The organism is Thioclava sp. GXIMD4216 (assembly GCF_037949285.1).
In the GTDB taxonomy this organism is placed as follows: domain Bacteria; phylum Pseudomonadota; class Alphaproteobacteria; order Rhodobacterales; family Rhodobacteraceae; genus Thioclava; species Thioclava litoralis.
In genome coordinates this window covers 2,191,585-2,204,137 of record NZ_CP149926.1, presented here as the reverse complement: position 1 = coordinate 2,204,137, position 12,553 = coordinate 2,191,585, and the positions used below count along the sequence as shown (strand labels likewise).

13 protein-coding genes are annotated in these 12,553 nt (G+C 62.6%); 9 read left to right on the top strand and 4 right to left on the bottom strand.

Going from position 1 to position 12,553, the window contains the following annotated elements; genetic code table 11:
* The first annotated feature begins 241 nt into the window (after positions 1-241).
* The 9 genes from WDB88_RS10795 (at position 242) to proB (ending at position 9,165) form a co-directional block, all read left to right on the top strand.
* On the top strand, positions 242-979 hold the full coding sequence (locus WDB88_RS10795) for a GNAT family N-acyltransferase (protein ID WP_339107680.1): 738 nt from the start codon (positions 242-244) through the stop codon (positions 977-979).
* A gap of 119 nt (positions 980-1,098) precedes the next feature.
* Positions 1,099-2,922 carry an ATP-binding cassette domain-containing protein gene (locus WDB88_RS10790; protein WP_339107679.1) on the top strand — a complete coding sequence of 608 codons (1,824 nt, stop codon included), beginning with the start codon at positions 1,099-1,101 and terminating at the stop codon, positions 2,920-2,922.
* Between the two features lie 127 nt (positions 2,923-3,049).
* Complete coding sequence (locus WDB88_RS10785) at positions 3,050-4,153, top strand: histidine kinase dimerization/phosphoacceptor domain -containing protein (protein ID WP_339107678.1); 1,104 nt, start codon at positions 3,050-3,052, stop codon at positions 4,151-4,153.
* Between the two features lie 184 nt (positions 4,154-4,337).
* A complete protein-coding gene (gene rplU, locus WDB88_RS10780; RefSeq protein ID WP_339107677.1) occupies positions 4,338-4,721 on the top strand; it encodes a 50S ribosomal protein L21 in 384 nt (127 codons plus the stop codon).
* 18 nt (positions 4,722-4,739) lie between these two features.
* Positions 4,740-5,009 (top strand): 50S ribosomal protein L27, encoded by a 270-nt coding sequence (gene rpmA, locus WDB88_RS10775; protein WP_339107676.1) that lies wholly within the window; start codon positions 4,740-4,742, stop codon positions 5,007-5,009.
* A 267-nt stretch (positions 5,010-5,276) separates the two neighbouring features.
* Positions 5,277-5,816 (top strand): GNAT family N-acetyltransferase, encoded by a 540-nt coding sequence (locus tag WDB88_RS10770; protein WP_339109524.1) that lies wholly within the window; start codon positions 5,277-5,279, stop codon positions 5,814-5,816.
* A gap of 3 nt (positions 5,817-5,819) precedes the next feature.
* Positions 5,820-6,842 carry a GNAT family N-acetyltransferase gene (locus tag WDB88_RS10765; protein ID WP_339107675.1) on the top strand — a complete coding sequence of 341 codons (1,023 nt, stop codon included), beginning with the start codon at positions 5,820-5,822 and terminating at the stop codon, positions 6,840-6,842.
* 137 nt (positions 6,843-6,979) lie between these two features.
* A complete protein-coding gene (obgE, locus tag WDB88_RS10760; RefSeq protein ID WP_339107674.1) occupies positions 6,980-8,011 on the top strand; it encodes a GTPase ObgE in 1,032 nt (343 codons plus the stop codon).
* An 11-nt stretch (positions 8,012-8,022) separates the two neighbouring features.
* A complete protein-coding gene (gene proB, locus WDB88_RS10755; RefSeq protein WP_339109523.1) occupies positions 8,023-9,165 on the top strand; it encodes a glutamate 5-kinase in 1,143 nt (380 codons plus the stop codon).
* Positions 9,166-9,220: 55 nt separating this feature from the next.
* Here the strand turns inward: proB and WDB88_RS10750 are convergent, their stop codons facing one another.
* From WDB88_RS10750 to WDB88_RS10735, 4 genes are all read right to left on the bottom strand, one after another.
* Positions 9,221-10,639: a hypothetical protein gene (locus WDB88_RS10750; protein ID WP_339107673.1), complete on the bottom strand. Its 1,419-nt coding sequence runs from the start codon at positions 10,637-10,639 to the stop codon at positions 9,221-9,223.
* A gap of 61 nt (positions 10,640-10,700) precedes the next feature.
* Complete coding sequence (xth, locus tag WDB88_RS10745; RefSeq protein ID WP_339107672.1) at positions 10,701-11,507, bottom strand: exodeoxyribonuclease III; 807 nt, start codon at positions 11,505-11,507, stop codon at positions 10,701-10,703.
* Positions 11,504-11,935, bottom strand: coding sequence for a phosphohydrolase (locus WDB88_RS10740; protein ID WP_339107671.1), 432 nt, complete (start codon positions 11,933-11,935; stop codon positions 11,504-11,506). Before WDB88_RS10740 ends, xth begins: the two co-directional genes overlap by 4 nt.
* Before the next feature lie 30 nt (positions 11,936-11,965).
* Positions 11,966-12,505, bottom strand: a complete 540-nt coding sequence (locus tag WDB88_RS10735; protein ID WP_339107670.1) for a hypothetical protein — start codon at positions 12,503-12,505, stop codon at positions 11,966-11,968.
* Between the last annotated feature and the right edge of the window lie 48 nt (positions 12,506-12,553).

Below are 12,553 nucleotides of genomic sequence, written 5' to 3'. Positions count from 1 at the left end.
TCGAACGCGCCGTCTTGCGGCGCGTTTTTCATTGGCCGCCCGTTTGCCGCAGGAAAGCTGCCGAAAATTCATGCGCAGGCACGGTGTCGGGCAGGCGGGAGCGGGCGCTGACTTCTTTTTTTCATGAACTGCGCATAGTCTTTCGGCAGGCGGGCTGTCGGCGGGCTGTCGGGTGGGCCGTCGGGCAGGTCATGGAAGTCGGGCGGGTCGTGAGAGTGGACCATAGGGCCGGAGGCGACAGATGAGTTTTTCGTTGATACGGGGTCGATATGTGGCTCGCTTTGCCCAGACGGTGCAGGATCTTGAGGCGGTGCAGGCGATTCGGGGACTGTGTTTCCGTGGCGAGGGCTGTGTGGACCGCGATGCGTTTGACGCGCAGTGTCAGCATGTGATGGTGGAAGAATGCGGGAGCGGGCGGCTGGTCTGCTGTTTCCGCCTGCTGCCGCTGGCCTCGGGGGAGGAGATCGGGCGCAGCTACGCAGCGCAGTTCTATGCGCTGGAGGCGCTGGCGGATTATCCCGCACCGATGGTGGAGATGGGGCGGTTCTGTATCCATCCTGCCTATCACGACGCGGATATCCTGCGGGTGGCATGGGGGGCGATGACGCGTTTTGTCGATGGGGCAGGGGTGGAAATGCTGTTTGGCTGCTCGTCCTTCAGGGGCACGGACTGGCGCGATTATGCGGATAGTTTCACGCTTTTGTCGCAGCGCCATCTGGGGCCGGAGCGCTGGTTGCCACGGGTCAAGGCGCCTGATGTGGTGCGCTATGCGCGTGCGTTGATGGGGGCGCAGGGGAACCCGAAACAGGCGATATTGCGGATGCCGCCCTTGCTGCGCAGCTATCTGGCAATGGGGGGCTGGGTTTCCGATCATGCGGTGGTGGATCCGGATCTGGGAACGTTGCATGTGTTCACGGGGCTTGAAATCGGCCGCATTCCGGCGGCACGGCGGCGGGCCTTGCGTCTGGTGGCGGGGTAGGGGCGCTGCCCCTCTTGGGGCGTTGCCCCAATTCACCCCGGGATATTTCGGGCAGCTGGAAGCGGGGGCCTGTGTGAAGGGTGATTGACCTTTGGGCTGGGCGTGATTAGCTGCGCGTCATGGCACGTGCACCTATTTTACAGCTTTCCGATATTTCGCTGTCCCATGGCGGCGATCCCGTGTTCGACGGTCTCGATCTTGTTGTCCAGCAGGGCGACCGTGTGGCCTTGGTGGGCCGCAACGGCACCGGCAAATCCACCTTGATGAAGGTGATGGCGAAGCTGGTGGAGGCCGATCATGGCGAGGTGGTGATCCCGCCCGGCATTTCGGTGGGCTATATGGAGCAGGAGCCCGATCTGTCGGGTTTTGCGACGCTGGGGGAGTATGCCGCTTCGGGGCTGGATCCTTCTGAGGGCTATAAGGTCGAGATGGTGGCCGAGGGGTTGAAGCTGAATATGGAGGCCGCGCCCGAGACGGCATCAGGCGGCGAGCGGCGGCGTGCGGCTTTGGCCAAGCTTTTGGCGGAGGCGCCGGAGTTGATGCTGCTCGACGAGCCGACCAACCATCTGGACATCGAGGCGATCGGCTGGCTGGAGGCCGAGCTGAAGGCGACGAAGGCGGCCTTTGTGGTGATTTCGCACGACCGGGCGTTTTTGAAGGCTTTGACGCGGGCCACTTTGTGGATTGACCGTGGGAAGGTGCGCCGTCTTGAGCGCGGCTTCGAGCATTTCGAGGAATGGCGCGAGGAGGTTTGGGCCGCCGAGGACGAGGCGCGGGCCAAGCTGGACAAGAAGATCAAGGTCGAGGCGAAATGGGCTGTGGAGGGCATTTCGGCGCGGCGCAAGCGCAATCAGGGGCGGTTGCGGGCGCTTCAGGATATGCGCGCGGAACGATCAAACCAGATCAAGCGTCAGGGCGTGGCCGCGATGGAGATCGAATCGGGCAAGGCGTCGGGCAAGCGGGTGATCGAGGCGAAGGGGCTGTGCAAGGAGTTCGGCGGCAAGACCATCGTGCAGGATTTCGACCTGCGGGTTTTGCGCGGTGACCGGATTGCGTTTGTGGGCCCCAATGGTGTGGGTAAGACCACGCTTCTGAAGATGTTGATGGGGCAGATGGAGCCGGATGCGGGGACCGTGACCCTTGGCACCAATCTGGAGGTTGCGATTTTCGACCAGACCCGCGCGGCGCTTGATCCCGAGCAGACGCTGTGGGAGGGGTTGGTGAATGACCCCGATATGGCGGTGCGCGGGGCCTCGGATCAGGTGATGGTGCGCGGCACGCCCAAGCATGTTGTGGCCTATCTGAAGGATTTCCTTTTTGATGAGGCACAGGCGCGGGCGCCGATCAAGTCGCTGTCGGGCGGCGAGCGGGCGCGGCTTTTGTTGGCGCGGATCATGGCCAAGCCGTCAAACCTTTTGGTGCTGGACGAGCCGACCAACGATCTGGATGTCGAGACGCTGGATCTTCTGCAGGATATCCTGGGCGACTATGACGGCACTGTTTTGCTGGTCAGCCACGATCGGGACTTTATCGACCGTGTGGCCTCGACCACCATCGCGATGGAAGGCAATGGTCGGGCTGTGGTCTATGCCGGTGGCTGGAGCGATTACCGCCATCAGCGGTCCTTGACCGAACCCGAGGACCGGCCTGTGAACAAACCCGCGGGGGAGGCGGTCCGGCCTGCGGCTTCGCCGGTTGTCGCGGCCAAAACCGAGGCAAAGCTGAGCTTTACGGAAAAGCATCGGCTTGAGGCGCTACCTGCGGTGATCGAGCGGCTAGAGGCCGAGATTGCCAAGCTGGAAGAGTTTCTGTCGGTCCCCGATCTTTTCGCCAAGGAACCGGTGAAGTTCCAGAAAGCCACGGAGGCTTTGGTCGAGCGGCAGCAGGCGCTGTCGGAGGCTGAAGAAGAGTGGCTGGAGCTGGAAGAAAAGGCGCAGGGATAAAAAGTGAAGCGGGGAGGCTTACTCCCTGCTTGCCTTGCGGCAGAGGCGCTTCTAGATTTCACAAAACGTTGAAATTTCTGAGGGACCTGCGCTTGCGCATGTTCCGGATTGTGTGAACGAGATCCCTATGCAAGCCCCGCTGCATCCCTGCGAAGCCGACCGTCTTCAGGCCCTCCGGTCTTACGATATTGTCGATACCGAATTCGAGGCGGAATTCGATGAGGTTGTCGATTTCGTGCGCGCGGTCTGTGACGTGCCGATCGTGCTGATTTCGCTGGTGGCGGAAGAGCGGCAGTGGTTCAAGGCGCGCCGAGGTCTGGATGTGGACGAGACGCCGCGCGATGTCGCCATATGTGCCTATACGGTCTTGCAGGACGATATTCTGGAAATCGGCGATACCCTGCTTGATCCGCGCACGCGCGACAATCGCCTGTGCACGCAGGACCCCGATCTGCGTTTCTACGCGGGGATGCCGCTGGTGACCAAGGAGGGTTTTGCGATTGGCAGCCTGTGCGCGCTGGATCACCGCCCGCGTGTTCTGACCGATCTGCAACGTCAGACCCTGCGGGTGATGGCGCATCAGGTCATGGCGCGGCTGGAGCTGCGCCGGACCCTGCGTCTGGCGCGCGAGTTGCGCGGCGAGGTGGATCACCGCGTAAAGAACTCCTTGCAATCGCTGGCGGCGCTGGCCTCGATCAAGGCGCGCAATGTGGCTTCCGATGAGGGGCGCGAGGCCTTGCAGGCCATTCAGCGGCGCATCCAGACCGTGGCCATGCTGCACGAACAGCTCTATCGTTCCGATAGCGGTTCTGCGGTCAATCTGGGAGGCTATCTGACGGATGTGGCGCGCTATCTCGAAGGGCAGACGCCGGATCGGGTCAGTATCCTGTGCGAGGCCTGCGATCTGGCCGTCGTGGCCGAGCAATCTGCCGCTATCGGGACGCTGGTGAACGAATTCGTCGCCAATTCGATCAAACATGGCTATCCCGACGGGCGACGCGGCAATATTCGTGTGGGGCTGCGCCAGATCGCGCCCGACGAGGCCTGTCTGGAGCTTTCCGATGACGGAATCGGTCTTCCCGAAGGCGGTGTGACGCGCAAAGGGTTGGGATTGCAGATCATGGAGGCCTCGGCTGCGCAGGCGGCAGGGCAGTATGAACAGGTGCCCGTCGAGCGGGGATTTGCCGTTGCCGTGCGGTTCCAGCCGCGCGCCAGTCGGGCGATCTTGTGAACGGGACATCTGGAGATTGACTTTTGTTCTGTGATCACGCATACAGCGCCAACCCGGCATGATTCTGTCTGCCGGGTTTATCATTGTCACCGCCCTGAAAAGGGCGCGCTGTCCGAAGGCGGTCCCATGAGGGACCACAACACCGTCAGGGGCCAAAGGACGCGGAAGCAAAAAGGAAGACGCGATGTTTGCGGTCCTCAAGACTGGCGGCAAGCAATACAAGGTTCAAGCGGGCGACGTGCTCCGCGTGGAACTGATTGCTGCTGAAGCTGGCGATAAAGTCCAGTTCAATGAAATTCTGATGGTTGGCGGCGACAAGCTTGTCGTTGGCGCGCCCTTCGTTGAAGGTGCTGCCGTGCAAGCCGAAGTCATCGACTCGATCAAAGCCGACAAAGTCATCACCTACCACAAGCGCCGTCGTAAGCACTCGTCGCAGCGTACCCGTGGTCACCGCCAGAAGCTCACGCTGCTGCGCGTCACCGACATCGTCGCCTCGGGCGCAGATGCTTCGGTGAAAGCAGCTGTTGGCACCGCCGTCGCACGTCGTGCGGCTCACGAAACCAAGTAATCAGGGGAGTAACCACCCATGGCACACAAGAAAGCAGGCGGTTCGTCCCGTAACGGTCGCGACTCCGCAGGTCGTCGTCTTGGCGTCAAACTCTATGGCGGTCAGGCGGCTCTCCCGGGCAACATCATCGTGCGTCAGCGCGGCACCAAAGTCTGGGCCGGCGATAACGTCATGATGGGCAAAGACCACACCCTCTTTGCTGTCGCCGAAGGCACTATCGAGTTCAAGAAGGGCCTCAAGGGCCGCACCTTCGTCTCGGTTCTTCCTGTTGCGGAGGCGGCCGAGTAAGCCGACCTTCCCGTCACACGGATAATATGAAGGGGGATCGGCAGCAGCCGGTCCCCCTTTTGCGTGTCGCAGGGTTTGCGTTTGGCGCGAGGAGGAGGGGCCTTGTGCATAATGCAATGCGAAACGCCCATAACGCGATAAATGATCCGGCATCCGGCGCTTCTTTGCGAATTGACGCTAGGTCTTTATACGATTTTTACCTTGGCACATTATCTGCCAGAATTCGCCTCGAAACTGGATTACACTAGAGGCATTACGGAGGACGACATGTTTCAGGAAGCCATCCCTGACCAACCTGTGATCGAAGCTGAAAGGTTCATCCTGCGCCCGCTGCGCAAGTCCGATGCCGGGCTGATGACCATGTATACTTCGGATAAACGTGTCGCTACCGGAACCCGTGCCATTCCGCATCCGCTCCCGCCGGGGGCGTCAGACCAGTTCATCGCGCGTATCCTGTCAGGACAGGGCGATGAGGATGTCTGGGCGATCGACGGTTCTGCGCAGGGCTCGTGCGAACTGTTGGGCATTGTGTCGCTGACCCGTATCAATGACACCCAGTCCGAGATCGGCTTCTGGGTCGGGGCAGGCTATTGGAATGCGGGCTATGCGTCCGAAGCCGTGCAGGCGATGGTTGCGGCCAATCCGCATGGCTCGCGCACGCTGCTGGCCGAGGTGTTTCAGGATAATCCCGGTTCGGGCCGTGTCCTGACCAATGCCGGTTTCGAATATCTTGGGGATGCCGAAAGCTGGTCCGTGGCGCGCAATGCCTCGGTGCCGACATGGACTTATCTTCGGAAAATGGACTGAGCCATGCTTCTGGCGCGCCATGTCCATACGGCGCGCCTGAGGTTGCGCCCTTTATCTCCGGCGGATGTGCCTGCCATTGTCTCCGCGCTTTCGGGGTTCGAAACAGCGCGCTGGCTGGGGCGGGTGCCGCACCCCTATCGTCTGTCCGATGCACAGGAATTCGTGGCGCGCAGTCAGGACAAGCAGGTCTGGGCCATCGAGGATGGCGCGGGCTTTGCCGGTATGATCGGGATGGTGGGCGAGCTTGGCTACTGGCTCGCGCCGCACGCGCGCGGCAAGGGGTATATTCAGGAGGCGGCGCTGCATCTTGTGGCCTGCCACTTTGCCGACCCGCAGGTGGATCATCTGAAAGCGGGCTATTTTATCGGCAACCATGCATCGGCCAGAATTCTTTACGGGCTCGGGTTTGTCGAGGATGGTCCGGCAGACAGGCGGCCGAGCGTGGCATGGGCGGACCTGCGCCCGCATCAGCCTTTGCGCCTTGACCGCGCAGGCTGGGCGCGGCGCTTTGTTCCACAGATCCGCACGCCGCGCCTGCGGATCGACCCGCTGCGTCCCGAGGATGATGTGGCCTTCCACCGGCTCGTGACCTGTCCGTCTATCGGGCGGATGCTGCAACGGTTTCCTGCCGATTGGACACTGCCGCAGGCACGCGCCTTTCTGGCCGAAGCCCGTTGGCAGGGCGCGCGTCCGTGCCGTCTTGCGCTGCGCCATCAGGGCCGGTTCGTTGGCTCGATCGGGGTGGGGCAGGGCGCGTGCCCCGCTATTTTCTATTTCCTTGATCCGGCGGAGGCGGGGCGGGGGCTGATGTCCGAAGCGTTAGAGGGGTTTATCGGCTGGCTGTCCGAGGCCTGGGGGCTGCGGCAACTGACGGCGCGGGTGTTTTGCGACAACCCTGCCTCGCGACATGTGCTGGAAAAGGCGGGCTTCCGTGTGACCGGCACCGGTTCGGGAACGTCGGCGCAGCGCGCTGCCCCTGCACCGGACTGGGGCTTGGACTATGAGGCGCCCGACCCCGAGGCCTGAATTTCGCAAATATCCCCAAGCTGTGGCCGCGCGCCCCACTTCCCACCTTGATCCGCAGGCGCAGGCAGCGTATCCCGTGCCATTGGTATCAACGCCACATCACGCCCGAAACTGCTGCAACCCGAAGGAACAGCCCGATGAAATTTCTCGACCTCGCCAAAGTCTATATCCGTTCCGGCGGCGGCGGTGCCGGCTGTGTGTCTTTCCGTCGCGAGAAATTCATCGAATTCGGTGGCCCTGACGGGGGCGATGGCGGCAAGGGTGGCTCGGTCTATGTCGAGGCGGTCGAAGGGCTGAACACGCTGATCGATTTCCGCTACCAGCAGCACTTTTTCGCCAAATCCGGTCAGCATGGTATGGGCAGCCAGCGCACCGGTAAGGATGGCGATGATATCGTGCTGAAAGTGCCGGTCGGCACCGAGATTATCGAAGAGGATGAAGAGACGGTCATTGCCGACCTGACCGAGGTCGGGCAGCGTATCCTGCTGGCCAAGGGGGGCAATGGCGGCTGGGGCAACCTGCGTTTCAAATCCTCGACCAACCGTTCGCCGTCCAAGGCCAATCCCGGTCAGGAAGGGGTGGAGCGCACGATCTGGCTGCGTCTGAAACTGATCGCCGATGCGGGGCTTCTGGGCATGCCCAATGCGGGCAAGTCGACCTTCCTTGCCACCGTGTCGAATGCGCGCCCGAAAATCGCGGATTACCCCTTCACCACGCTGGTGCCGAACCTTGGCGTCGTAGGCGTGGACGGGCGCGAATTCGTGATGGCCGATATTCCCGGTCTGATCGAGGGCGCTTCCGAGGGCCGTGGCTTGGGCGACCAGTTTCTGGGCCATGTCGAGCGTTGCTCGGTCCTTCTGCATCTGGTGGATGGCACCTCCGAGACCGTGGTCGAGGACTGGCAGACCATCGTGGGCGAGCTGGAAGCCTATTCCGAGGCGTTGTTCGACAAACCCCGCGTGACCGTTCTCAACAAGATCGACGCGCTGGATGAGGAGACCTTGGCCGAGCGCAAGGCCGAGCTGGAAGAGGCCGTGGGCGGCAAGGTCTATCTGATGTCTAGCGTGGCCAAGAAAAACGTGGATACCGTGCTGCGCGCGCTTTGGGCGCAGATCGTGGAAGACCGCGGTGGCAATGGTGATGACGAGGACGGATCGTGGCAACCCTGATCGCGGGCCGGATGGCAGGTGCCCCCAGCGTGTCAACCGCCGCACAAAGCCCGCGCCTGTCGCAGGCCAAGCGGGTGGTGATCAAAATCGGTTCGGCGCTTCTGGTCGATCAGGCCGGTCTGCGGGCGGAGTGGTTGCAGGCATTGGCCGAGGATGTGGCGATGCTCAGGGGGCAGGGCACCGATGTGGTGCTGGTGTCCTCGGGCTCGATCGCGCTTGGTCGCCGCATCCTGCGATTGCCCCAAGGTGATCTGCCGCTGGAGCAGTCGCAGGCGGCCGCTGCTGTCGGACAGATCCGGCTGGCGCAGGGCTATCAGGAAATGCTTGCACCGCATGGGGTGATCACCGCGCAGGTCCTGATGACGCTGGACGATACCGCCAACCGTCGCCGTTATCTGAATTCGCGCGCGACGCTGGAAACCCTGCTGTCGCTGGGCGTCGTGCCGATTGTGAATGAAAACGATACGGTCGCCACGGACGAGATCCGCTTTGGCGATAATGACCGTCTGGCCGCGTCGATTGCGGTGACGATCGGGGCGGACCATCTGGTGCTTCTGTCGGATGTCGACGGGCTCTATTCCGCCAACCCCAAGACCGACGCGACCGCCGAACATTTTCCGGTCGTGCCGCATATCACCCCCGAAATCGAGGCGATGGCGGGCGACCCCATCTCTGGTGTCTCGAAAGGCGGCATGAAGACCAAGCTGCTGGCCGCGAAAGTGGCTGTGGCGGGCGGATGTGCGATGGCCATCATGGACGGTTTCGTTGCACGCCCGCTTCTGGCGCTGGAAGAGGGGGCAAGGGCGAGCTGGTTCCTCCCCGAGGGGGACCCGCGTGCGGCGCGCAAGCGCTGGATTTCGGGCATGAAACCGCAAGGCCAGATGCATGTCGATCAAGGGGCCGTGCAGGCGCTATCGCATGGCAAATCGCTGTTGCCTGCGGGGGTGACGCGGGTCTCGGGCGAGTTCGGTCGCGGCGAGCCGGTGGCCATTCTTGCGCCGGACGGGCAGATCGTGGCCAAGGGGCTTGTGCGCTATACCTCGAGCGAGGCGCGCGCGATCGCGGGGCATAAGTCGCAGGAAATTGCCGAGATTCTGGGCTATCCCGGACGGGCGGCGCTGATCCATCGCGATGATATGGTTTCGCTGACTTAAGTCAGGCAATAACCGGATACGAAAAGCGCGCGGCCAAAGTCGCGCGCTTTTTCGATCAGATCCAGAACATCAGCCAGAGCGCAAGCATCACCGCACAGACGGCGCTATAGGCACCGTTCCATCTGAGACTGACGGTCGCGGGCGTCACATCGCCCAGCCGCGCCACAAGCATTACCGAGGCTGTGAAGGGCGAGGTAACCCCCGAAAGCGACCATCCTGCCGTGATCGACAGCACCATCGCGGTGGGCGAGATGCCAAGCGCCTCCGGTGTCGGCAGCAGCGGCCCGAAAAGCGAGACGAACAGGATGGGGTTCATCCCCAACTGCCCGCCGATCGGGATCAGGACGATGGGCAGGATCAGCAGCAGCCAGACCGGCATCGCCGCCAGATCCAGCCCGCTTCCCGCAACGATTGGCGCAAGCATGGTGCCCGCAGACGAGCCGATAAACCCCGCCATCGACAGGAGAACGATCTCGTTGCGATAGGAGGGCAGCTCGATGAACCCGAATTCGCAGGCGTGCAGCACCGCATGGTTGAGGCGCGTGCGTCTGGGGGCCCCGATCAGCAGCCAGCCCGCAGAGAGCAGCGGAATGATCATCAGGACGGACATGGCAGCGGGCAATCCGGCGGTCAGATCCAGAATGACAGCGGGGATCGCGATCAGCAGGATCAGCCAGAGCACCGGCAGAAGATCGCGGGCGGTGGTGGGCATACTGTCGCGCAGCGGGGTTGCGTGATGGCCTTGCGGGATCACCGGCTTGAACAGTTGGTCCATCGCCCAGCCGACCCCGATCAGGATCGCGGAGGACACGAGGGCGGGCAGGATGATATGGTTCAACTCCGCCCCTCGCACGATCGAGGTCGAGATCACCATCGCAAAGCCCAGCGGAGACCAGCACAGGCTGGCGGCAAAGCCGCGATGGACCGCCTGCAGCATGCGGCGTATGCGGATTTTGCGGATTTCGGGGTCGGGTTCGCGGTCTGAGGAGGCACGCGACATGCCCCCCAGAAGCGAGATCGCGCCGTAGTTCAGCATCGGGGCGAAGGCCTGTGTGCCGATGGTCAGCGCGCTATAGCGCCGTCCGGGCGGCTGGCTGGCCAGATAGATCGCCGCGCGGGTGATTTTTTCCGAGATCCCCGCCACATGGCGCAATGTGGCCAGAGCCGAGAAAAAAGCGATGATGAAGCTCGCACGGCCAAGCGCCTCCGAGATCACCGCCCAGGGTGTGGGATAGAAGAGGAACGCATAGGCGCATAGTGCCAGCGCCACCACCACGAAGATCCGGCGCGAATTCTTGACCGAAGGTGTCAGCGCCAGCACGGCGATGACGCTCAGGACTTTCGCGACGGGCGCGGCAAAGGCGAAGATCTCCCAGTTGGCCAGAATGGTGCAAAGGATGATCAGGCCCAGAATGACCCCGATGGCCCGATCCAGCAATGTGGTCTGTTTGAGCTGCTCGAAGCTCGTTGCCATAGGCGGGGTCCTTTCGAAACGGGAAGCGGGTCTTAGACGGAGGCAGGGGAGAAGGTGCGGATCAGGCGTCGAGGGTGATCCAGACCGGCACGTGGTCCGAAGGCTTCTCGCGGCCACGGATGTCACGGTCGATCTGGCAGTCGGTCATCAGGTCGGCGGCCTGCGGGCTCAGCAGCAGGTGGTCGATGCGGATGCCGTTATTGCGCGCCCATGCGCCCGCTTGGTAATCCCAGAAAGAGTAATGTCCGGGGCCTTGGGTGCGGGCGCGGAAGGCCTCGGTGAAGCCAAGATTCAGGATGCGGCGGAAGGCGGCGCGGCTTTCGGGCAGGGCCAGCGCGTCCTTTTGCCAGCTTTCGGGTTTGGCGGCATCCTCATCCTGCGGGATGATGTTGTAATCGCCCGCTAGAACCAGCGGTTCTTCCAGCGCCAGAAGCTCGGTCGCGCGGGCCTTCATGCGCTCCATCCATGCCAGCTTATAGCCGTATTTGCCTTCGGCAACCGGCGCGCCCTCGGCGTCGAACTCCACCGGATTGCCATTGGGCAGATACAGCCCGCAAACCCGAACCGCGCGCTCGCCGATGACGGTCGCCTCGATCCAGCGGGCCTGTTCGTCGCTGTCATCACCCGGCAGGCCGCGGGAGATGTCCTCTAGCGGCAGTTTCGACAGGATCGCCACCCCGTTGAAGCTTTTCTGCCCGTGGGTTTCAACGCGATAGCCCAGATCCTCGATGATCTCGCGGGGGAAGGCCTCGTCGATGGATTTGATCTCTTGCAGCAGGGCGACATCGGGATCGGCCTCTTTCAGCCAGTCCACCAGCGCATTGATACGGGCCTTGACGCCATTGATATTGAAGGTCGCGATTTTCATGGCCTGTCTCCGCTCTGGTCCAGCATCTTGAGCGCGGCATGATAGCGGGCGATCCGCTGCCTGTCTTCCGGCCCGATATGAGCAATACGCGACAGATCCAGATTGTCCAAGAGGTCGAGGCGCTTGACGACCCGCGCAATCGGGTGGGCGGCGGCGCGCAGAACGAAGGCCTCGTAGGGCTCGCCCATGCGTTTGCTCAGCGCATCGAGGGCTGTGGCCTGAAGGTCGCTCAGCCCTTCGATGCGTAGCGCCGCGAGCGTCCAGTCGCTATCCTCGACCACATCATGCAGCACGGCCACCACGCGGCTGTCATGGTCCTTGGCCCCCAGCATCACCCGTAAAGGATGCAGGATATAGGGCGCGCCGCCCTTATCGGTCTGGCCCTTATGGGCCAGTGCGGCAATACGGATCGCGGTTTCGAGCTGCATCGGGTGTCCGGTGTGGATGGCTGACTCTGGTCAGAGAGAAAGCACAAGTCGCCCGCCGCGGAAATGGCCGCGGATCAGGACATTCTTGCGCTTGGCGTGGGAAAACTGGTCGAGCCAGTCGCGATAACGGTCATTGGTGATGATCTTTGCACCAAGCCGTGTGGCCTGACGCAGGATTTCGGGGTCGGCAGGCAGGCCGCGATCAACAACCTGTATCCGCCTGGGGGGCAGGCCAAGCAGCGGCGCAAGCTCTTCTGGCCCCATGTAATGGTCCGAGAGCTTGTAGCCCACATTGGCATCAAAGATCACGAGGGGCGCGTAACCGGCGGCTTTGGCCCGTGCCAGAACCCGTTGCAGGGCGGTCAGCTCGGGCAGGTTCTTGCGCCAATGCAGGACGTTGGAGCCGTCGATGAGGATGGGCTTGTGTCCGCGCAGATCCCTGTGCGGGGCGGGTGCGGGGGCTTTGCGGCGTAGTTGCCACTGGCGCGGTGGCTTCGATATCCGGAAATTGCGGACCCTTAGCACCAGATAAAGTGCCGCGAGCGAGGAAATCAGGCAGAGGGCCAGCAAATCTGGCTGATCCAGAAAAAAGGCGCAGGCGGCAGCGGCTACCGATCC